Source organism: Streptomyces sp. NPDC052079, from assembly GCF_040680275.1.
In the GTDB taxonomy this organism is placed as follows: domain Bacteria; phylum Actinomycetota; class Actinomycetes; order Streptomycetales; family Streptomycetaceae; genus Streptomyces.
This window is the reverse complement of sequence record NZ_JBFAWL010000001.1, coordinates 305,799-325,305: the sequence shown is the minus strand read 5'-3', so window position 1 is coordinate 325,305 and position 19,507 is coordinate 305,799. Positions and strand designations below refer to the sequence as shown.

At 72.2% G+C, this 19,507-nt stretch carries 20 protein-coding genes; 7 read left to right on the top strand and 13 right to left on the bottom strand.

Annotated features, from left to right (window positions below; translation table 11 throughout):
* Nucleotides 1-37: 37 nt before the first annotated feature.
* Entirely contained in the window at nucleotides 38-289 is a 252-nt protein-coding gene (locus tag AB0L56_RS01625) for a hypothetical protein (RefSeq protein ID WP_361021632.1), read from the bottom strand.
* Nucleotides 290-380: 91 nt separating this feature from the next.
* Here AB0L56_RS01625 and AB0L56_RS01620 point away from each other — a divergent pair, with 91 nt between their 5' ends.
* Nucleotides 381-1,655, top strand: a complete 1,275-nt coding sequence (locus tag AB0L56_RS01620) for a D-alanyl-D-alanine carboxypeptidase (RefSeq protein WP_365417748.1) — start codon at nucleotides 381-383, stop codon at nucleotides 1,653-1,655.
* Here AB0L56_RS01620 and AB0L56_RS01615 read toward each other — a convergent pair.
* Genes AB0L56_RS01615 through AB0L56_RS01600 form a run of 4 tightly spaced genes read right to left on the bottom strand, consistent with a single transcriptional unit; the run spans nucleotide 1,603 to nucleotide 4,401 of the window.
* On the bottom strand, nucleotides 1,603-2,520 hold the full coding sequence (locus tag AB0L56_RS01615; RefSeq protein WP_365417746.1) for a YihY/virulence factor BrkB family protein: 918 nt from the start codon (nucleotides 2,518-2,520) through the stop codon (nucleotides 1,603-1,605). The genes AB0L56_RS01620 and AB0L56_RS01615 overlap by 53 nt on opposite strands.
* Nucleotides 2,508-2,939 carry a GtrA family protein gene (locus AB0L56_RS01610; protein ID WP_365417743.1) on the bottom strand — a complete coding sequence of 144 codons (432 nt, stop codon included), beginning with the start codon at nucleotides 2,937-2,939 and terminating at the stop codon, nucleotides 2,508-2,510. The genes AB0L56_RS01615 and AB0L56_RS01610 overlap by 13 nt, the downstream gene beginning before the upstream one ends.
* Nucleotides 2,936-3,871: a decaprenyl-phosphate phosphoribosyltransferase gene (locus tag AB0L56_RS01605; protein ID WP_365417740.1), complete on the bottom strand. Its 936-nt coding sequence runs from the start codon at nucleotides 3,869-3,871 to the stop codon at nucleotides 2,936-2,938. The genes AB0L56_RS01610 and AB0L56_RS01605 overlap by 4 nt, the downstream gene beginning before the upstream one ends.
* Entirely contained in the window at nucleotides 3,868-4,401 is a 534-nt protein-coding gene (locus AB0L56_RS01600) for a phosphatase PAP2 family protein (RefSeq protein WP_365417737.1), read from the bottom strand. Before AB0L56_RS01600 ends, AB0L56_RS01605 begins: the two co-directional genes overlap by 4 nt.
* Before the next feature lie 133 nt (nucleotides 4,402-4,534).
* Here AB0L56_RS01600 and AB0L56_RS01595 point away from each other — a divergent pair, with 133 nt between their 5' ends.
* Both AB0L56_RS01595 and AB0L56_RS01590 read left to right on the top strand, forming a co-directional pair.
* Nucleotides 4,535-5,890 carry an FAD-binding oxidoreductase gene (locus tag AB0L56_RS01595; RefSeq protein WP_365417734.1) on the top strand — a complete coding sequence of 452 codons (1,356 nt, stop codon included), beginning with the start codon at nucleotides 4,535-4,537 and terminating at the stop codon, nucleotides 5,888-5,890.
* Nucleotides 5,891-5,908: 18 nt separating this feature from the next.
* Nucleotides 5,909-6,664, top strand: coding sequence for a decaprenylphospho-beta-D-erythro-pentofuranosid-2-ulose 2-reductase (locus tag AB0L56_RS01590; protein ID WP_365417731.1), 756 nt, complete (start codon nucleotides 5,909-5,911; stop codon nucleotides 6,662-6,664).
* A gap of 14 nt (nucleotides 6,665-6,678) precedes the next feature.
* Here AB0L56_RS01590 and AB0L56_RS01585 read toward each other — a convergent pair whose 3' ends face one another.
* Nucleotides 6,679-7,257, bottom strand: coding sequence for a 2'-5' RNA ligase family protein (locus AB0L56_RS01585; RefSeq protein WP_365417729.1), 579 nt, complete (start codon nucleotides 7,255-7,257; stop codon nucleotides 6,679-6,681).
* Nucleotides 7,258-7,446: 189 nt separating this feature from the next.
* Complete coding sequence (gene trpS / locus AB0L56_RS01580; RefSeq protein ID WP_365417727.1) at nucleotides 7,447-8,460, bottom strand: tryptophan--tRNA ligase; 1,014 nt, start codon at nucleotides 8,458-8,460, stop codon at nucleotides 7,447-7,449.
* Nucleotides 8,461-8,591: 131 nt separating this feature from the next.
* On the opposite strand from trpS, the gene AB0L56_RS01575 reads away from it, so the two are divergent.
* The 3 genes from AB0L56_RS01575 (at nucleotide 8,592) to AB0L56_RS01565 (ending at nucleotide 10,886) form a co-directional block, all read left to right on the top strand.
* Nucleotides 8,592-9,152 (top strand): sigma-70 family RNA polymerase sigma factor, encoded by a 561-nt coding sequence (locus AB0L56_RS01575; RefSeq protein ID WP_365417724.1) that lies wholly within the window; start codon nucleotides 8,592-8,594, stop codon nucleotides 9,150-9,152.
* Complete coding sequence (locus AB0L56_RS01570) at nucleotides 9,145-10,020, top strand: hypothetical protein (protein WP_365417721.1); 876 nt, start codon at nucleotides 9,145-9,147, stop codon at nucleotides 10,018-10,020. Before AB0L56_RS01575 ends, AB0L56_RS01570 begins: the two co-directional genes overlap by 8 nt.
* Nucleotides 10,021-10,163: 143 nt before the next feature.
* The gene (locus AB0L56_RS01565) at nucleotides 10,164-10,886 is read left to right on the top strand and encodes a hypothetical protein (protein ID WP_365417718.1); all 723 of its coding nucleotides are present in this window, start codon (nucleotides 10,164-10,166) and stop codon (nucleotides 10,884-10,886) included.
* Nucleotides 10,887-10,948: 62 nt separating this feature from the next.
* Here AB0L56_RS01565 and AB0L56_RS01560 read toward each other — a convergent pair whose 3' ends face one another.
* The 3 genes from AB0L56_RS01560 to AB0L56_RS01550 all read right to left on the bottom strand — a co-directional run bounded on the left by AB0L56_RS01560 (nucleotide 10,949) and on the right by AB0L56_RS01550 (nucleotide 14,789).
* The gene (locus AB0L56_RS01560) at nucleotides 10,949-12,448 is read right to left on the bottom strand and encodes a glycine hydroxymethyltransferase (RefSeq protein ID WP_365417715.1); all 1,500 of its coding nucleotides are present in this window, start codon (nucleotides 12,446-12,448) and stop codon (nucleotides 10,949-10,951) included.
* A 181-nt stretch (nucleotides 12,449-12,629) separates the two neighbouring features.
* Complete coding sequence (locus tag AB0L56_RS01555; protein WP_365417712.1) at nucleotides 12,630-13,274, bottom strand: dihydrofolate reductase family protein; 645 nt, start codon at nucleotides 13,272-13,274, stop codon at nucleotides 12,630-12,632.
* A 114-nt stretch (nucleotides 13,275-13,388) separates the two neighbouring features.
* Nucleotides 13,389-14,789, bottom strand: a complete 1,401-nt coding sequence (locus AB0L56_RS01550; protein WP_365417709.1) for a PLP-dependent aminotransferase family protein — start codon at nucleotides 14,787-14,789, stop codon at nucleotides 13,389-13,391.
* Between the two features lie 46 nt (nucleotides 14,790-14,835).
* Here AB0L56_RS01550 and AB0L56_RS01545 point away from each other — a divergent pair, with 46 nt between their 5' ends.
* Nucleotides 14,836-15,336, top strand: coding sequence for a carboxymuconolactone decarboxylase family protein (locus tag AB0L56_RS01545; RefSeq protein ID WP_365417706.1), 501 nt, complete (start codon nucleotides 14,836-14,838; stop codon nucleotides 15,334-15,336).
* Between the two features lie 35 nt (nucleotides 15,337-15,371).
* Here AB0L56_RS01545 and AB0L56_RS01540 read toward each other — a convergent pair whose 3' ends face one another.
* Genes AB0L56_RS01540 through AB0L56_RS01530 form a run of 3 tightly spaced genes read right to left on the bottom strand, consistent with a single transcriptional unit; the run spans nucleotide 15,372 to nucleotide 19,505 of the window.
* The gene (locus AB0L56_RS01540) at nucleotides 15,372-16,328 is read right to left on the bottom strand and encodes an ABC transporter substrate-binding protein (RefSeq protein ID WP_365417703.1); all 957 of its coding nucleotides are present in this window, start codon (nucleotides 16,326-16,328) and stop codon (nucleotides 15,372-15,374) included.
* 1 nt (nucleotide 16,329) lies between these two features.
* A complete protein-coding gene (locus AB0L56_RS01535; RefSeq protein ID WP_365417700.1) occupies nucleotides 16,330-18,279 on the bottom strand; it encodes an ABC transporter permease subunit in 1,950 nt (649 codons plus the stop codon).
* Entirely contained in the window at nucleotides 18,279-19,505 is a 1,227-nt protein-coding gene (locus AB0L56_RS01530) for a glycine betaine/L-proline ABC transporter ATP-binding protein (RefSeq protein WP_365418798.1), read from the bottom strand. Before AB0L56_RS01530 ends, AB0L56_RS01535 begins: the two co-directional genes overlap by 1 nt.
* Between the last annotated feature and the right edge of the window lie 2 nt (nucleotides 19,506-19,507).

Sequence of the window (19,507 nt, the reverse complement as noted above, 5' to 3'; positions counted from 1 at the left end):
GTTCCCCTGCTTTCCGTTACGACGTCGTGCGTGACGTCTACGACGTCGTGCGTGACGTCCGGCTCAGTGCGCGCAGCCCGCGCAACCCGATGCCCCCGATGACCGTCCCCAAGACGAAGGAGACGACGGCGAGCGTCAGATGAACGAAGAAGTAGGCCGTGGGATTCCCGTCCTCGAACGCGAGTCCGCTGCTGTCCTTGACCAGGTTGTTGACGAAAGTGATCCAGATGATCCAGCTCCACACCCCGAAGGCGAGCAGGAACCAGGAGACAGGGCGGCTGAGCTTCATGCGTCCAGTATCACCGGCCCCTGACCGGTTCCTTGCCCGGGGTGGAACCCGGGTCGGGACTTCCTCGGGTGTGGCATGTACGTTTCCGACCGTGCCCGCACCCAAGAACACCGTCCGGCGCTCGCTGCTGGTCGCCTCCGCCGTCCTGATGTCCACCGCGCTGACCGCGCCCGCCGCTTCGGCGGCCCCCAAGCCGTCGACGACGCCGTCGGCCACTCCCCCGGCGCAGATGTCGGTCGTGGGCGGTGCCCGGCTCGGCCGGCCGGGGACGCAGGTCAATCTGGCGAGCGGGGTGCCGGTGCTCCCGAAGGAGCTGTCGTCCCGGTCCTGGATCGTCGCCGACGCCGAGTCCGGTGAGGTGCTCGCCGCCCACAACGCGCACTGGCGGCTGGCCCCGGCGAGCACCCTGAAGATGCTGTTCGCCGACACGCTGCTGCCCAAGTGGCCCAGGACCACGAAGCACAAGGTGGAGGTCTCCGACCTGGCCGGGGTAGGGGCCGGGTCCAGCATGGTCGGGATCAAGGAGGACGAGACCTATACGGTCCACGACCTGTGGCTGGGCGTGTTCCTTCGCTCCGGCAACGACGCGGTGCATGTGCTGTCGGCGATGAACGGCGGTGTGAAGGACACCGTCAAGGAGATGAACGCGCACGCCGAGGAGCTCCAGGCCCTCGATACACAGGTCGTCAGCCCGGACGGCTACGACGCCGAGGGCCAGGTGTCCTCGGCGTACGACCTGACCCTGATAGCCCGCTCCGGGCTGCAGAAGAGGGACTTCCGGGAGTACTGCTCGACGGTCAGGGCGCAGTTCCCCGGCGAGACGAAGAAGAACAAGAAGGGCAAGAAGGTCCGCAAGTCCTTCGAGATACAGAACACCAACCGGTTGCTGAGCGGCGACTTTGACGTGCCCGTCTACCAGGGCATAGCAGGCGTGAAGAACGGCAACACCACCAACGCCGGCGCCACCTTCACCGGTGTCGCCGAGCGGGACGGCAAGGTGCTGCTCGTCACTGTCATGAACCCGCGCAAGAACGGGTCCAACGAGGTCTACAAGGAGACCGCGCGGCTGTTCGACTGGGGTTTCAAGGCGGCCGGCAAGGTCGAGCCGGTCGGTGAACTGGTGCCGCCGAAGAGCGCCGAACAGGCCAGTGCCCGCCCGGGTCCGTCCGCCTCTCCCGGTGAGGCCGGGGGCGCCGGGGCCGGGTCGAAGCCGGTGGCGAGCGCCTCGGCGAGCAGCGGCACCGACGGCGTCGGGGTCGCGCTGGGCATCATCGGCGGGGTGCTGGTGCTGCTCGCGGGCGGCGCGTTCCTGATCAACCGGCGCTGGCCGCTGCCGGACCTGGTGCGCCGCCGTTCGCGTCCATGACGCCGGCCGGCTCGTCCTGCTTGCTCGGCGTGGCCGTCCAGGCGGCGCAGAACAGGACCAGCTTCGAGGTGAAGTTGATCCACAGCAGCAGGGCCATCGGGACGCCGAACGCGCCGTACATGCTTTTCGCGGCGATGCCCTGCATATAGCCGCTGAGCAGCAGCTTCAGCATTTCGAAGCCGATCGCGCCGGTGAGCGCGGCAACGGTCAGCCGGTGCCGGGCGGGTTCGACGCCGGGCAGCAGGGTGAGGACGTACAGCAGGAGCAGGAAGTCGGCGCCGACGGCGACGGCGAACGCCGCGACCTGCAGGACGAGCCCGCCCCAGCCGCCGTGCTCCAGCCCGATGGCGTCGCTGATACGGCCGACCAGCGCGGAGGCGACGGTGGAGGCGACAAGGGTGATCAGCAGCGCGCCGCCGAGTCCGATGAGGATGCCCGCGTCCTTGCCCTTGCGCAGGACGGGGTTCTCCTCCTCGTCGGGCAGCTCCCACACCGCGCGCAGACAGTCGCGCATCGCTCCGGCCCAGCTGATGCCGGTGAACAGCAGGACGGCGCCGGCGATGAGGCCGACGGTGCCGGCGTTCTGCACCAGGTCCTCGACGTTCAACTGGTCGGAGATGCCGGGCACCTGGTCGGTGATCCTGTGCTGGAGGGTGGTCTGCTGGTCCTGGCCGAGGGTGGCGGCTCCGATCGCGGCGGCCACGGTGAGCAGCGGGAACAGGGCGACGAAGCTCCTGAAGGTCATCGCGGCGGCCAGACGTGTCCAGTGCACGCGGTCCAGACGCTCGTACGACCGCCACGCGTGCGTGAGCATCAGTCGGGTCAGCCGCGGCCCGACGCCCGGGAGCTTCTTCAGCCAGTCCATGAGCGGACTCTGCCCGCATCGCGGAAGACCAATGTCCTGGTGCCCCAGAACCGGACACCGGTGGCCAGCGCCATGCCGACGACCGCCCCGGAGACGATGTCCGCGCGTTGCGAGGTGAGGCCGAGCCCGTAGTGGCTGACGGCCAGGCAGAGCAGTTGTACGGCGGCGCCGGCCAGGTTGACGGCGAAGAACATCGCGTAGGGGCGGGGCCCACGCACGCGCGTGTCGCGGTAGGTGCCGTGCGCGTTGCCGGCGTAGGCGACCGTGCAGCCGGCGACGAAGGAGAGGGCCTTGGCGGTGAGCGGGCCGAGTCCGGCGGGACCGCGCAGATACAGGAAGAGGGCGAGGTCCACCGCGTAGGCGAGCAGACCGGCGGCGGCGAAGCCGAGGAGTTCCCGCCGGAGCAGACGGTGTCTCACCAGTCCGCCACCGCCAGGGCGTACATCACCGTCCACACCACCCCGATGAGGGCGAGCGCGCGGTCGCCCAGCACCACGTCCTCGGGTTCGCCGGCGGTGCCGCGGTCGGCGAAGACGGCGTAGCGCAGGACGGCGAGGACGAAGGCGACCACGGACAGCTGCCGCCAGGGCAGCACGCTGGTGTGCGGGACCCCGCCCTCCTCCAGGGCCCACAGGCAGTAGCCGAGGACGGCCACACCGGCGGCGAGCTGCCAGACGAAGCGGAGGTAGCCGGTGGTGTACTCGGTGAGCAACGCGCGCGTAACGCCCTCCGTGCCGGCCAGCTGCACGGCCTCGGAGTAGCGCTTGGCGGCCACCATGAACAGCGCGCCGAACCCGGTGGTGATCAGGAACCAGCGGGACAGCGGGATGCCGAGGGCCAGTCCGCCGATCACCGCGCGCATCACGAAGCCGGTGGTGACGACGACGAGGTCCACCACGAGGACGTGCTTGAGGCTGAGGCAGTAGGCCAGTTGCATGACGAGGTAGGCGGCCAGCAGCGCGGCGACCTCCGGGGGGCACAGCCGGGCCGCGAATACCGGGGCGAGGACACCGAGGGTGATCCCGACGGCGTAGGCGACCGGTACGGGGACCTGCCCGGCGGCGACCGGACGGCGGCACTTGGTGGGGTGGGCGCGGTCGGCCTCGGCGTCGCGCGCGTCGTTGACCAGGTAGACGGCGGCGGCGCAGGCGGTGAACAGGACGAAGACCAGGGCGAGTCGGGCCAGGGCATGGGCGGAGAACAGTTCGCCCGCGGCGGCCGGGGCGGCGATCACCAGGACGTTCTTGACCCACTGCTTGGGCCGCGCGGTCCTGATCAGGCCCCCGAGGAGGCGGCGCCTGCCGGACGGTGCGCTCTGGCGCCGGTCGGAACGCTCGCGCAGGAGGGTCACGCGGGGCCTCCGGTCATCCAGCGGGCGCCGATCCGGGCCGTCAGCGCGCCGAGGGCGGCGCCCGCCGCCACGTCCGAGGGGTAGTGGACGCCGGCCACCAGACGGGACACGCACACGGCGGCGGCCAGCGGCGGCACCGCGCGGGCGCCCAGCGCGCCGAACGCGACGGCGGCGGCCGCGGCGGAGGTGGCGTGCGAGCTGGGGAAGGAGTGCCGGCCGACCGTGCCCACCAACGGCTCGACGTGGGCGGGTCGGGGGCGGCGCACGACGCGTTTCACTCCCACACTGACCGCGTGGGCGCCCACGGTGAGGGCGGTGCCGCGCAGCCAGGCGCCGCGCCGCGCGCGGTCCACGACGGCACCGGCGAGGCCCGCCGCCAGCCACACCGCCCCGTGCTCCCCCGCCCAGGACAGGGAGCGCACGGCACCGGCCACCCGCGGGTCCCTGCCGCACGCTCTGAGCACGGCGACGATCCGGTGGTCCAGTCCGTGGAGACCCCGGGGGCGCGCAAGGTCGTGGTGGTCGTCCATGTGGACCTACTGTTCACCCCCGGCGGGCCGTATTTCCGTCACTATGGGGCGACATCCCATTAATCACCCGTTCCGGGGACGGGGGTGACGTTTCAAATCGAATGAGTCACAGAGGGGCGATACGGTCGCCGTCATGCCTGCCGACACCGTTTCCGTCACGGGGTGGGGCCGCACCGCTCCCACCGCAGCCCGGCTGATCCGCCCCCGGACGTACGAGGAGGCCGCCCTGGCCGTCCGGGAGTGCGGCGCCCGCGGCGGGATCGCGCGGGGTCTGGGACGGGCGTACGGGGACGCGGCGCAGAACGCCGGCGGCGCGGTGCTCGACATGACGGGCCTGGACCGGATCCACGCGGTCGACGCCGACGGCGGCACCGTGCTGTGCGACGCGGGCGTCTCCCTGCACCGGCTGATGGAGGTGCTGCTGCCGCTCGGCTGGTTCGTGCCGGTGACCCCGGGGACGCGCTATGTGACGGTCGGCGGGGCGATCGGCGCCGACATCCACGGCAAGAACCATCATGTCTCCGGCTCCTTCTCCCGCCATGTGCTCTCCTTCGAACTGCTCACCGCGGACGGGCAGGTGGCCACGGTCGTGCCGGGCACACCGCTGTTCGAGGCGACCGCGGGCGGCATGGGTCTGACCGGGGTGATCCTCACCGCGACGGTCCGGCTGCAGCCCGTGGAGACCTCCCTGATGTCGGTCGACACCGAACGGGCCGACGACCTCGACGATCTGATGGCCCGCCTGGCCGACACCGACCACCGCTACCGCTACTCGGTCGCCTGGATCGATCTGCTGGCCCGGGGCCGCGCCACCGGCCGCGCGGTGCTCACGCGCGGCGACCACGCGCCCCTGGACGCGCTGCCCCGTGGCTCCCGCGTGCGCCGGGAGCCGCTGTCCTTCCGCACCTCCCACCTCCCGGCCGCCCCCTCCTTCGTCCCCGACGGGCTGCTCAGCAGGACCACCGTGGGGCTGTTCAACGAGCTCTGGTACCGCAAGGCGCCCCGCGCCCGGATCGGGCAGCTCCAGCGCATCCCCGCCTTCTTCCACCCCCTGGACGGCGTGCCGCACTGGAACCGGGTCTACGGGCGGGGCGGATTCGTGCAGTACCAGTTCGTCGTCGGGCACGGGCGGGAGGACTCCCTGCGCAGGATCGTGCGCCGGATCTCCCAGCGGCGCTGCCCGTCCTTCCTCGCCGTCCTCAAACGCTTCGGCGAGGCCGACCCGGGCTGGCTGTCCTTCCCCGTCCCCGGCTGGACCCTGGCCCTGGACGTGCCGGCGTCACTGCCCGGTCTCGGCGGCTTCCTCGACGAGCTCGACGAGGAGGTGGCCGGCGCGGGCGGGCGCGTCTACCTCGCCAAGGACGCCCGGCTGCGCCCGGAGCTGCTCGCGTCCATGTACCCCCGCCTGGACGACTTCCGCGCGCTGCGCGCCGACCTGGACCCGCGCGGGGTCTTCACCTCCGACCTGTCCCGCCGCCTCCATCTCTAGGCACCTCTAGGAGCTGTCGTGAAGGACGCCTTCGGCCTCCCCCAGTCCCTGCTCGTCCTCGGTGGTACGTCCGAGATCGCGCTGGCCACCGCGCGGCGACTCATCGCCCGCCGCACCCGCACGGTGTGGCTGGCCGGCCGGCCCTCCCCCGGCCTGGAAGAGGCCGCGGAGCACCTGCGCGGCCTCGGCGCCGTGGTGCGCACGGTCGCCTTCGACGCGCTCGATCCCGCGGCCCACGAGGACGCGCTCGGCAAGGTGTTCGCCGAGGGCGACGTCGACATGGTGCTGCTCGCCTTCGGCACCCTGGGCGACCAGGTGCACGACGAGCGGGACCCGGAGGCCGCGGTACGGGTCGCGCAGACCAACTACACCGGCGCCGTCTCGGCGAGCCTGGTGTGCGCGAGCGCGCTCCAGACGCAGGGGCACGGCTCGCTGGTGGTGCTGTCCTCCGTCGCGGGCGAGCGGGCCCGCCGTGCGAACTTCATCTACGGTTCCAGCAAGGCCGGCCTGGACGCCTTCGCCCAGGGCCTCGGCGACGCGCTGTACGGCACGGGCGTGCACGTCATGGTCGTACGCCCCGGGTTCGTGCGGACGCGGATGACGGCGGGGCTGCCCGAGGCGCCGCTGGCCACCACGCCGGAGGCGGTCGCGACGGCCGTGGAGCTGGGGCTGCGGCGCCGCGCGGAGACGGTGTGGGTGCCGGGGACCCTGCGGGTGGTGATGTCGGCGCTGCGGCATCTGCCGCGCGGGCTGTTCCGGCGGCTGCCGGTCTGAGACGGGCCGAGCGGTCAGCGCGCGGAGACGGATCCCCGGTCCACGCTCCCGCCCTGCGGGGGCACCACCACGGAGCCGAACGGGAATTCGCGCAGCTTGCGCCACACCCCGTCGGCGCCCTGCTCGTAGAGGGCGAAGCCGGTGCAGGCCCACTGCGCCTCGTAGTCCGCGAGGTCCTCGTAGGCCCGGTCCATGGCGGCCTCGTCGATCCCGTGCGCCACGGTGACATGCGGGTGGTACGGGAACTGCAGCTCGCGGGCGACGGGCCCGGAGGCGTCGCGGACCTGCTTCTGCAGCCAGGTGCACGCCGCGCCGCCCTCGACGACCTGGACGTACACCACCGGCGTCAGCGGCCGGAAGGTGCCCGTGCCGGACAGCCGCATGGGGAACGGGCGGGCCGCCTCGGCGATCTCGCTCAGATGCGCCTCGACGGCCGCCAGGTCGGTGTCGCCGACCTCCGTCGGCGGCAGCAGGGTGACGTGCGTGGGGATGCCGTGAGCCGCGGCGTCGCCGAAGCCCGCGCGCAGCTGCTGAAGCCGGCTGCCGTAAGGCTCCGGGACCGCGATCGACACGCCGATCGTTACGGTCCCCACGTCGTCTCCTGTCTCGTTGTGTTGGTGAAGCGCTGTGGTGAAGCTGCGGTGCGCGCCGGGTGACCGTCGCCACGGTCACCCGGTTATCGACTGTACGGCCACGGCTCGGATGCGGGCAGGTGCAACCGGAGTGATGTGCGGCGCTGCGGGGTGGTACGGATCGCCCCCGCGGTCCGGTTCAGCGCCGGTTCAGTGCTTGGCGGGCAGGAAACCCACTCGTTCGTACGCCTGGGCGAGGGTCTCCGCGGCGACGGCACGCGCCTTCTCCGCGCCCTTGGCCAGGATCGAGTCGAGCGTCTCGGGGTCGTCCAGGTACTGCTGGGTGCGCTCCTTGAACGGGGTGACGAAGTCGACCATGACCTCGGCGAGGTCCGTCTTGAGCGCACCGTAGCCCTTGCCGGCGTACTTCTCCTCCAGTTCGGGGATGTCCGTCCCGGTGAGGGTGGAGTAGATCGTGAGGAGGTTGCTCACCCCGGGCTTCTCCACGACGTCGTAGCGGACCACGGTGTCGGTGTCGGTGACGGCGCTCTTCACCTTCTTGGCGGTGGCCTTCGGCTCGTCGAGGAGGTTGATGAGGCCCTTCGGCGTGGAGGCCGACTTGCTCATCTTGACCGCCGGGTCCTGCAGGTCGTAGATCTTCGCCGTCTCCTTGAGGATGTACGGCTTCGGGACGGTGAAGGTCGCGCCGAACCGGCCGTTGAAACGCTCGGCGAGGTCGCGGGTGAGCTCGATGTGCTGGCGCTGGTCCTCGCCCACCGGCACCTCGTTGGCCTGGTAGAGCAGGATGTCCGCGACCTGCAGGATCGGGTACGTGAACAGTCCGACGGAGGCCCGGTCGGCGCCCTGCCTGGCGGACTTGTCCTTGAACTGGGTCATGCGGGAGGCCTCGCCGAAGCCGGTGAGGCAGTTCATGACCCAGGCGAGCTGGGTGTGCTCGGGCACATGGCTCTGGACGAAGAGCGTGCAGCGGTCCGGGTCCAGTCCGGCGGCCAGCAGCTGGGCGGCGGCCAGCCGGGTGTTGGCGCGCAGCTGCTGCGGGTCCTGCGGAAGCGTGATCGCGTGCAGGTCGACGACCATGTAGAACGCGTCGTGGGTCTCCTGCAGGGCCACCCACTGACGGACGGCACCGAGGTAGTTGCCGAGGTGGAACGAGCCTGCGGTGGGCTGGATTCCGGAGAGCACGCGGGGTCGGTCAGTCGCCATGCCCACCATTCTCTCAGGTCCGGCGGGGCGGACGGGAACCGACCGGAAACAGGTGGGAACCGAACCGTGCCCGGGGGTGTAACAAGAGTGTGAGAACGCGGGAGGGGGGCCGCATCGTCGATGAGGCCGCGGTGATCGCACGCGTACGCGCCGGGGAGCCGGAGGCGTACGCGGAGCTGGTGCGGGCTCATACGGGCATCGCGCTCAGGGCGGCCGCCGCGCTCGGGGCCGGTGCGGACGCGGAGGATGTGGTGCAGCAGGCCTTTGTGAAGGCGTACTGCGCGCTGGGCCGGTTCCGGGACGGCATGGCGTTCCGGCCGTGGCTGCTGTCGATCGTGGCCAATGAGACGAGGAACACCGTGCGCGCCGCGGTGCGGCGGAACACCCTCGCGGGCCGCGAGGCGGCGTTCGTGGAGGCGGAGCCGGTGATACCGGAATCGGCCGACCCGGCGGTGGCGACGCTGGAGACCGAGCGCCGCGGGGCCCTGGTGGCCGCCCTGGAGAAGCTGAGCGAGGAGCACCGGCTGGTCGTCACCTACCGCTATCTGCTGGAGATGGACGAGCGGGAGACCGCCCAGGCCCTGGGGTGGCCCCGGGGGACGGTGAAGTCCCGCCTGAACCGCGCCCTGCGCAAGCTGGAGTGCCTGCTGCCGGACTTCCGGCCCCGGGAAGGGGGTGAGAGGCGTGAGTGAGCGGTACGACGGCGACGCGGAGCGGCTGCGGGAGGAGTTGCGGGCCTTCGGCCGGTCCCTGGACGGGCCGGACGGGACCGCGGGGTCCGAGTCAATGGTCGAGCGGGTGCTGGGGCAGATACTCGCCGAGGAGCTGCCGGTGCCCGTCGCCGGGCCGGCGGGCGCCCGGGCCCGGCTGCGGGCGGTGCGCCGCTGGACGCGGGCGCGGTGGCGGTCGCTCGTGGCGGCGCTGTGCGGGCTGCTGACGGTGCTGGCGCTGACCCCTCCGGTGCGGGCGGCGGTGACCGACTGGTTCGGCTTCGGCGGCGTCGAGGTGCGGTACGACCCGTCGGCGGTCCCCTCGCCGGGCGCGCGGGTGCCGGGCTGCGGGCGGTCGCTGTCGCTCGGCGAGGCGGAGCGGCGGGCCGGGTTCGCGCCGCGCGTGCCCGAGGCGCTGGGCGCTCCGGACGCGGTGACGGTGAGCGGGCTGCCGCGGGGGCGGTTCCTGGTGAGCCTGTGCTGGCGGGAGCAGGGGCGGACGATCCGGCTCGACGAGTTCCCGGGCCGCCTGGACATCACCTTCACCAAGAGCGTGCGCGAGCAGCCGGAGTGGCTGTCACTCGGCGGGGAGGGCACGGAGGCCGGGGTCCTGGAGCTGGTCCTGTGGTTCGCGCGGCCCCATGTGCTGAGCTTCTGGATGGTCGACACGGACGGTCACCGGTTCACCCGGGCGGAGCGCACGGCGGGGCCGACGCTGCTGTGGGGCCACAGGGGCGCGGCCGACGGTGAGGGGGCGGCGGGGGACGGTGTGACGCTGCGGCTGGAGGGGGTGGCGTCGAAGGCGCGGGCGCTGGAGATCGCGGGGTCGGTCGAGGAGGCGCCCCGGTAGCCGGCGACCCGTAACCGGGGGCCCGGGTCGCGGAATCGGTGGTGGCCGGGTGGGAACCCCGGCGGGCCGGGCGGTGTACCAGAAATGACAAGGCGGCCCGAGGGCGGGCCGCACGGGGATCGACCGGCAGAGTGGGGGTCCGGATGCGTGGCTGGAAGGGCAGGGTTCGACGGCTGACGGCGGGTGTGGGTGCGTTGGCGGCCGCGCTGGCCCTGACGATATGGGGGGCGTCGCCGGCCCTCGCCGGGGGCCCGACGAGCGTGCTGGTGGTGTCGCCGGAGAGCGAGGAGACCGCCTCGCTGTACTACGCCGACAAGGGGTACGCCACGCTGGAGCGGCTGCTCGGCCCGGTCGGCGAGGGCACCCGTGAGCGGCCGCTGGAGGCGGTCTCGGCGTCGGCCCGGATGATCAATGTGACCTGGCTGGTGCACGACGTGACGCCGTGGCGCGTGGACCGGGTCTTCCTGGGGGAGATGGGCCAGGACGTTTGGATACACACGGCGTCGCGGTTCCATGAATCGCCGAACGGGCTCTGGCACCGCGCCAAGGACGCGTCGAACGTGCACAAGTTCCTGTACGAGCTGGGCGTGATGGGCAAGACGACGGGCTCGCCGGCGAGCTCTGGGATCTATCCGGCACCGTGGGAGACGGAACGGGCCGCGACGGGGGCGGACCAGGGTGCGGCTACGACGGCACCCGAGCCCCGCGCCGCAGCGGCGACGGGCGGCGGCACCGACTGGTGGTGGGCGATACCGGGCCTGGTGGCCGGAGCGGCAGCGGCCCTGGTGCTGCGCCCGTATGTGACGGGGTGGCTCAGCCGACGGAAGGACGACCCGGGACCGAGGCAGGAGCTGCTGGACGTCTGAGGTCGGCGCGCGGCGGCCCGGTGGGTGACCGGACCGCCGTGGGCCGCGTGCGGCAGGGGTGCTCAGCCGAGGTCGATCTCCGGGTAGAGCGGGAAGCCGGCGACCAGGTCGGTGGCGCGGCGGGAGATCTCGTCGGCGACCTTGGCGTCGAGGACGTGGGCCGCCTTGGATGGAGCGCCGGACTTGGTGGTGCCGGGCTCCGTGGTGGTGAGGACGCGGTCGATGAGGCCGGCGACCTCGTCCATCTCGGCGGTTCCCAGGCCGCGGGTGGTCAGCGCGGGGGTGCCGATGCGGATGCCGGAGGTGTACCAGGCGCCGTTGGGGTCGGCGGGAATGGAGTTGCGGTTGGTGACGATGCCGGAGTCGAGCAGGGCGGCCTCGGCCTGGCGGCCGGTGAGGCCGTAGGAGGTGGCGACGTCGATCAGGTTGAGGTGGTTGTCGGTGCCGCCGGTGACCAGGGTGGCGCCGCGGCGCATCAGGCCCTCGGCGAGGGCGCGGGAGTTGTCGACGATGCGCTGGGCGTAGTCCTGGAAGGCGGGCTGCCGGGCCTCGGCGAGGGCGACGGCCTTGGCGGCCATGACGTGCGGCAACGGACCGCCCAGGACCATCGGGCAGCCGCGGTCGACCTGGTCCTTCAGGGAGTCGTCGCACAGCACCATGCCACCGCGCGGGCCGCGCAGCGACTTGTGGGTGGTGGTGGTGACGATCTGGGCGTGCGGCACCGGGTCGAAGTCGCCGGTGAGGACCTTGCCGGCGACGAGGCCGGCGAAGTGCGCCATGTCGACCATGAGCGTGGCGCCGACCTCGTCGGCGATCTCGCGCATGATCCGGAAGTTCACCAAACGGGGGTAGGCGGAGTAGCCGGCGACGATGATCAGCGGCTTGAACTCGCGTGCGGAGACGCGCAGGGCCTCGTAGTCGATCAGGCCGGTGGCCGGGTCGGTGCCGTAGGAACGCTGGTCGAACATCTTGCCGGAGATGTTCGGGCGGAAGCCGTGGGTGAGGTGGCCGCCGGCGTCCAGGGACATGCCGAGCATGCGCTGGTTGCCGAAGGCACGGCGCAGTTCGGCCCAGTCGGCGTCGGAGAGGTCGTTGACCTGGCGGACTCCGGCCTTCTCCAGCGCGGGCAGCTCGACCCGCTGGGCGAGGACGGACCAGAAGGCGACGAGGTTGGCGTCGATGCCGGAGTGCGGCTGGACATAGGCGTGGCGGGCGCCGAAGAGCTCCTTGGCGTGCTCGGCGGCGAGCGACTCGACGGTGTCGACGTTGCGGCAGCCGGCGTAGAAGCGGCGGCCGACGGTGCCCTCGGCGTACTTGTCGCTGAACCAGTTGCCCATCGCCAGGAGGGTGGCCGGGGAGGCGTAGTTCTCAGAGGCGATCAGCTTGAGCATCTCGCGCTGGTCGGCGAGCTCCTGTCCGATGGCGTCGGCGACGCGCGGCTCGACGGAGCGGATCACGTCGAGGGCGGAGCGGAAGGCTGTGGAAGCGGTGGAGACGGGCTCGGCAGACATGAGGGACCTCCGGACGTGGCGTTCAGCGTTCACGGTACGGCCCAGGCGCACGGCACATGTCCGGTCCCCGGAGTAACGGGGGCGGGGACCGCTCCCTGATGGTTGCTCCATCCCAGCGCGCCAGTCACGGCCCGCCGCCAGGGTACCGGCCGGCATGGAGGGCCAACGGTGGGCGTCCACGATGCGGGCGACGGTGTCTGCCGAGCGGAATGCGTTTTCAGGTCATTTCATGTCATTTTCGCCAGAACAGGTGGTGTGTCACACCGCTCGGGCTGGGGACGACCTCCAGGTGGAAGCGGTCGAGCAGTTCGTCGGGCGACTCCCAGAGGCGGAGACCGGAGCCGAGCTTCACCGGCGCGACCGCCACATGCAGGGTGTCGACGAGGTCGGCGTCGAGGAACTGCCGGACGGTGGTGACCCCGCCGCCGAGCCGGACGTCCTTGCCCTGCGCCGCCTCCCGCGCCCGCTCGAGTACGGCGTGCGGACTGCCGGCGACGAAGTGGAAGGTGGTGTCGGAGAGCGTGAACGACGGGCGCTCGTGGTGGGTCATGACGAACACCGGGGTGCGGAACGGGGGTTCGTCCCCCCACCAGCCGCGCCAGTTATGGTCCTGCCAGGGTCCGCGCTGGGGGCCGAACTTGTTGCGGCCCATGATCTCGGCGCCGATGTTGCGGGGGAAGTCGCGGGTGAAGTAGTCGTCGAGGCCGCGGCTTCCTCCGGGGTCGGTGCGGTTGGGCCAGCTGGCCGTGGCGCCCGCCCAGGCGAACAGCCTCTCGGCGCCGGGGAGGCCGAACGGGTTCTCCAGGCTCTGGTGCTCACCGGCGCCGATGCCGTCACTGGAGACGCTGAAGTTCATGACCCTCAGTAGCTGGTTCATCTGTGCTCCCGGTCGGTTCTCGCGCACGCCCCGTATGGCGCCGCGCTCCATATACGGACGTCGAACGGGACGGGGCCGGATCGACACGCGCCCGGGATGTTTCTGCGCGGCGTCCTACGGGAGCGCCCTGCACAGGGCCTCGAGGGTGCCGGTCCAGGCGTGGTCCGGCGGGGTTCCGTAGCCGACGACCAGGCCGTCGCCCGGGGTGGCGTCGGCGGCGGGGTGGCGGAAGCGGGAGAGGCCGACGACGGCGAGGCCCTGACAGGTGGCCGCCTGGACGACGGACCGTTCGGTGCCGGGCGGGAGCCGCAGCACCGCGTGCAGGCCCGCCGCGATGCCGGTGACGTGGACGTCGGGCGCCCGTTCCGCGAGGGCTTCGACGAGGGCGTCGCGGCGGCGGCGGTAGCGCAGGCGGGCGGCACGGACGTGGCGGTCGTAGGCGCCGGAGGTGAGGAACTCGGCGAGGGCGAGCTGTTCCACGACGCCGACGGACCGCCCGGCGCCGTGGGCGGCGACCTCCGGGACCAGGGACGGGGGCAGGACCATCCAGCCCAGGCGCAGGCCCGGCGCGAGGGACTTGCTGGCGGTGCCGAGGTAGACCACGTGGCCGGGGTCGAGGTCCTGCAGCGCCCCGACGGGCTGGCGGTCGTAGCGGAACTCGCCGTCGTAGTCGTCCTCCAGGATCAGGCCGCCGGTGCGGCGCGCCCAGTCGACCACGGCGGCGCGGCGCTCCGGAGGCAGGGCCCCGCCCAGCGGGAACTGGTGGGCGGGGCTGAGGAGCAGCGCGCCCGCGTCGCCCGGGTCCTCGGTGTGGGTGCCGGAGGCATCGAAGGGCAGCGGGACGGTGAGCAGACCGGCGCGGGCCACGAGATCCCAGTGGGCGTCCAGGCCGTAGGACTGCACGGCAAGGGTGCGAGCGCCGCGGGCCCGCAGGACGGCGCAGAGGAGCTGGAGGCCGTGGGCGAAGCCGGCGCAGACGACGAGGCGTTCGGGGTCGGCGCGCACGCCCCGGACGCGGGCGAGGTAGTCCGCGAGGGCGGTGCGCAGTTCGGGGCGGCCGCGCGGGTCGCCGTAGCCGAAGGCGTCATGGGGGGCGGCGGCGAGGGCGCGACGGGTGGCCTTGAGCCATTCCGCCCGGGGGAAGGAGGCGAGGTCTGGGGTGCCGGGGATGAGGCTGTATGGGAGCCGGCCGGGGGGGCGCGCCGGGGAGACCGGACGGGCGGGCGGGGCGGGTACCGCGCGGTCGGCGACGCGGGTGCCGGAGCCCTGCCGGGCGGTGAGCCAGCCCTCGGCGACCAGGTCGGCGTAGGCGTCGGCGACGGTGTTGCGGGCGATGCCCAGGTCGCCGGCGAGGGAGCGGGAGGAGGGCAGCCGGGTGCCCGGGGAGAGCCGGCCGTTGCGGACGGCCTCGCGCAGGGCGTCGGTCAGGCCGCGGCGCAGGCCGGGTCCTGCCGGGTCGAGGTGGAGGTCGATGCCCTGCAGATCGTCTCGTGAAGTGGCCCGGCGTTCCGCCATGAAAGTGCACCATACTCCTGGGCTGCCCCGCTCCTAGGGTCGAGGCATGACCGACAACGCGACGACCACGACGTATGCCGCCGAGCCGCCCGTCCGGCTGGAGTGGGCCCGGCACGCCCCCGAGGTGTACCAGGCGATGATCCGGCTGGACTCCGCCGCCAGGAAGGGCCTGGATCCCCAGCTCTACGAGCTGGTGAAGATCCGTGCCTCCCAGATCAACCGCTGTGCCTACTGCCTCGACATGCACACCAAGGACGCGCTCGCGGCGGGCGAGAGCGTGGAGCGGATCGTCCAGCTCGCCGCATGGGGGGAGTCGCGGCACTTCTACACGGACAAGGAGCTCGCGGCGATCGAGCTGACGGAGGCCGTCACCGTGCTGACCGACGGCTTCGTGCCCGATGAGGTGTACGAGCGGGCGGCCAAGTGGTTCGACGAGGCGGAGCTGTCCCGGCTGGTTGCGGCGATCACGGTGATCAACGCGTGGAACCGGTTCGGTGTGACGTGTCGTCTGACGCCGGGTCACTACCAGCCGGGACAGCACCGATGACGGCCGCTACGGCCGTTCCGGCACCGAGGTGAGGATCAGGGCAGCCACTTCTTCCAGACGGACTCGTGGCTGTCCACCCACTTCTTGGCCGCCTCCTGCGGCGACAGCTTCTGGTCGGCGATCATCAGGGAGACCTCGTTCTGGTCCTCCGTCGTCCAGGTGAAGTTCCTGAGCAGCTCCGCCGCCTCGCCGCCGTTCTTCGCGAAGTCGGCGTTGAGGTACTTCTGCAGCGGGGTGACCGGATAGGCGCAGGCGACCTTCGCCGGGTCGGCGTCGCAGCCCTCCTCGTAGGCGGGCAGCTTCACCTCGGTCATCGGCACCTGCTCGAACAGCCACTGGGGCGTGTACCAGTAGGTGAGGAAGGGCTTCTTCTCCTTGGCGAACTGCTTGATCTGGGTGATCTGCGCGGCCTCGGAGCCGGCGAACACCACCCGGTAGTCCAGCTTCAGGTTCTTCACCAGCGCCTTGTCGTTGGTGACGTAGGACGGCGATCCGTCCAGCAGCTGGCCCTTGCCGCCGCTCTCCGGGGTGCGGAACTGCTCGGCGTACTTGTTCAGGTTCTTCCAGTTTGTGACGTCCGGGTGCTGCTTGGCGAAGTACGTCGGCACGAACCAGCCGATGTGCCCGGTGACGCCGAGGTCGCCGCCGTTGACGATCGTCTTCTTGTCCTTGACGTACCGCTGCTCCTGCTCGGGGTGCCCCCAGTCCTCCAGGATCGCGTCGACCCTGCCCTGGCTGAGGGCGTCCCAGGCGGGCACCTCGTCGACCTGGACGGTGTCGACGCGGTAGCCGAGCTTGTGCTCCAGCAGGTACTGGGCGACGGCCGCGTTGGCCTGGGCGCCCACCCAGGACTGCACGGACAGGGTGACCGTCCGGGCGCCCTGGGCGTTCGCGAAGGGCGAGGCCTGCCGGGTCATGTCGGCGGCACCGCAGCCGGTCAGCAGCAGGAGCGCGGAGCCGGCGGCCACCGCCGGGATCGTACGGAATCGCATGTCACGCTCCCTTCTTCGCGCGGCGTTCGGTCGGCTGGGTCACCCGGTCCAGCATCACGCCCAGGCAGACGATCGCGGCCCCGGCCACCAGTCCGGTCGCCAGGTCGCCCTGGGCGAGGCCGAAGACGACGTCGTAGCCGAGCGCGCCACCACCCACCAGGCCGCCGATGATGACGACGGCGAGGACCAGGACGACGCCCTGGTTGACCGCGAGCAGCAGGGCCGGGCGGGCCAGCGGGAGCTGGACCTGGCGCAGCTGCTGGCCGCTGGATGCGCCGAGTGAGCGGGCGGATTCCAGGGCGGCCGGGTCGACCCGGCGCAGGCCCTGGGTGGTGATGCGGACGACGGCCGGCAGCGCGTAGACGATCGCGGCGGCGACGGCCGGGGCGCGGCCGACCCCGAACAGGGCGACGACGGGGATCAGGTAGACGAACTGCGGCATCGTCTGGAACACGTCCAGGACGGGGCGCAGCAGACGCTCGACGCGGTCGCTGCGGGCGGCGGCGATACCGGTCGCGAAGCCGATGACGAGGGTCACGGCGACGGCCGCCAGGACCTGCGAGAGCGTGTCCAGGGACGGCTTCCACACGCCGAGCACCCCGATCGCGGCCATGGCGAGCACGGCGGTGAGCGCGGTGCGCCAGGTGCCGATCACCAGGGCGAGGGCGGCGACGATCAGCAGCACCGCCCACCAGGGCAGCCACTGCAGGCCGTCGCGGAGCGGGTCGAGGACCCAGGTGGTGAAGTGGCCCGCCCAGTCGGCGGTGCCGCCGATGACGGGCACGCCCGAGTACAGGTGGTCGGTCATCCAGTCGACCGCCCGGTTGACCGGCTCGGCGATGCCGACGACCCATCCGTCGGGCCACTCCAGACGGTCCGCGAGACGTCCGGCGACCGCGATGGCCACGGCGGCGACCAGGGCGTACGCCGACAGCGCGCGGGCGTTCGGGGCGGGCGCCTGTCCGAGTCGCGCGCCGGCCGCGCCGGTCACCCGGTCGAGCACGACGGCGAGCAGCACGATCGGGATGCCGGCCGCGAGCGCGGCGCCGACGTCGACCGAGGCCAGCGCCTGGTAGACGCGGTCACCGAGACCGCCGGCGCCGATCACGGAGGCGATGACGGCCATGGAGAGCGCCATCATGATCGTCTGGTTGAGGCCGAGGAGCAGTTCCTTGCGGGCGAGCGGGATGCGGGCGGTCAGCAGGCGCTGGCGGGCGGTCGTGCCGAGCGACTCGACCGCCTCCAGCACCTCCTTGTCGGCGCCGCGCAGCCCGAGCGCGGTGAGGCGGGCCATGGGCGGGGCGGCGTAGACGACCGTGGCCAGGACGGCCGCCGGGACCCCGATGCCGAAGACCAGGACGACGGGCAGGAGGTAGGCGAAGGCCGGAAGGACCTGCATGGTGTCGAGCACCGGGCGCAGCACGCGGTCCATGCGGTCGGAGAGGCCGGCGGCGAGCCCGAGGAGCGCGCCGATGACGACGGATGCGATGACCGCCACGACCATGAGCGCGAGGGTCTGCATGGTCGGCACCCACATGCCGAGCAGGCCGCAGGCGAGGAACGCGGTGGCGGTTCCCAGCGCGAGGCGGACGCCGGCGACCCGCCAGGCGATCAGTGCTGACGCGGCGGTTACTCCCGCCCAGCCGACGGCGAGGAGGGCGAGGTAGACGGCGCGTACGGCGATGACGACGGCGTTGCTGACGTGGCCGAAGAAGTAGAGGAAGAGGGGGTGGGAGTCGCGGTTGTCGATGATCCAGTCGCTGGCCTTGCCCAGGGGTTCGGAGACGTTGATGGTCAGGGCCTCGGGCCAGGTGCCGCTTGCCCAGCGGGCGGCGGCTAGGGGGACGAGGACGGCCGCGAGGAGGGCTAGCGCGGCGAGTTTGCGGGCGGTGGGGTTGGTGCGGATGCCCGGCGGGGATGTCTTTTCGGCCGTTGCCGTGAGCGTTGCCATCACACCGGCTCCCCCTCGGTGGTGGTGGCGGGGGTGGGTTTCGGCTTGCGGCGCTCGGCCGGTGCCTCCCCCACTCTCGGCTTCGCTCGAGCGGGGGGACCCCCATCGCCCACCCGTGCCGCCCCAGCGGCACGATTGCCCGCAGCTGGGTCGGTGGGGCTGCCTGTGGCTACTTCGCCGGCGACTACGTTCAGTAGGGCCGGGGCGTCGACTACGCCTACGCATTTGCCGTCGTTCAGTACCCGGGCGGAGGTGCCGGCGCGGGAGACCGCCTCGATGGCCTCCGAGACCGTGGCGTCGGGGCGTACCGCCGGGCCCGTGCCGGCTTCGTCCGCCGAGGTGGCGGGGCGCATGGCGGTGCGGACGGTCAGGACCTGCTCGCGCGGGACGTCACGGACGAACGCGCGGACGTAGTCGTCGGCGGGCGAGCCCACGATCTCCTCCGGCGTGCCCAGCTGGACCACGCGGCCGTCGCGCATCAGGGCGATCCGGTCGCCGAGTTTCAGGGCCTCCTGGAGGTCGTGGGTGATGAAGACCGTCGTGCGGCCCTCCTCGCGGTGCAGCCGGATCACCTCCTCCTGCATGTCGCGCCGGATCAGCGGGTCGAGCGCGCTGAACGGCTCGTCGAAGAGGAGGACCTGGGGGTCGACGGCGAGTGCGCGGGCGAGGCCGACGCGCTGGCGCTGGCCGCCGGAGAGCTGGGCGGGCCTGCGCTGTTCCATGCCCTCGAGGCCGACCTTGGCGACGACCGCTGCGGCCTTCTCGCGGCGTTCCGCCTTGCCCATGCCCTGGATCTCCAGGCCGTAGGCGACGTTGTCGAGGACGGTGCGGTGCGGCAGCAGACCGAAGTGCTGGAAGACCATCGCGGCGCGGTGCCGGCGCAGTTCGCGCAGCCGTGCCCTGTCCATGGCGCGGACGTCCTCGCCGTCGATGGCGATGGTGCCCGCGGTCGGCTCGATCAGCCGGGTCAGACAGCGCACCAGCGTGGACTTGCCGGAGCCGGACAGGCCCATGACGACGAAGACCTCGCCCTTGCGGACGTCGAAGCTCACATCGCGCACCGCCGCCGTGCAGCCGGTGCGGGAGCGCAGTTCGGCCGGGTCGAGGGCGGCGAGGTCCGGGTCGCCGGGGACACGGTCCGCCTTGGGGCCGAAGACCTTCCAGAGTCCGTCGACGGAGAAGACGGGGGTGGTGTCGGTCGTGGTGTCGGTGATGGTGTCGGTGATGG

Excerpts from the sequence above, each read along its gene's own strand:
- AB0L56_RS01625 (WP_361021632.1), bottom strand. The coding sequence starts at position 289 with ATGAAGCTCAGCCGCCCTGTCTCCTGGTTCCTGCTCGCCTTCGGGGTG.
- AB0L56_RS01615 (WP_365417746.1), bottom strand. The coding sequence starts at position 2,520 with ATGGACTGGCTGAAGAAGCTCCCGGGCGTCGGGCCGCGGCTGACCCGA.
- AB0L56_RS01600 (WP_365417737.1), bottom strand. The coding sequence starts at position 4,401 with ATGGACGACCACCACGACCTTGCGCGCCCCCGGGGTCTCCACGGACTG.
- AB0L56_RS01595 (WP_365417734.1), top strand. The coding sequence starts at position 4,535 with ATGCCTGCCGACACCGTTTCCGTCACGGGGTGGGGCCGCACCGCTCCC.
- trpS (WP_365417727.1), bottom strand. The coding sequence starts at position 8,460 with ATGGCGACTGACCGACCCCGCGTGCTCTCCGGAATCCAGCCCACCGCA.
- AB0L56_RS01565 (WP_365417718.1), top strand. The coding sequence starts at position 10,164 with ATGCGTGGCTGGAAGGGCAGGGTTCGACGGCTGACGGCGGGTGTGGGT.
- AB0L56_RS01555 (WP_365417712.1), bottom strand. The coding sequence starts at position 13,274 with ATGAACCAGCTACTGAGGGTCATGAACTTCAGCGTCTCCAGTGACGGC.
- AB0L56_RS01550 (WP_365417709.1), bottom strand. The coding sequence starts at position 14,789 with ATGGCGGAACGCCGGGCCACTTCACGAGACGATCTGCAGGGCATCGAC.
- AB0L56_RS01545 (WP_365417706.1), top strand. The coding sequence starts at position 14,836 with ATGACCGACAACGCGACGACCACGACGTATGCCGCCGAGCCGCCCGTC.
- AB0L56_RS01540 (WP_365417703.1), bottom strand. The coding sequence starts at position 16,328 with ATGCGATTCCGTACGATCCCGGCGGTGGCCGCCGGCTCCGCGCTCCTG.
- AB0L56_RS01535 (WP_365417700.1), bottom strand. The coding sequence starts at position 18,279 with ATGGCAACGCTCACGGCAACGGCCGAAAAGACATCCCCGCCGGGCATC.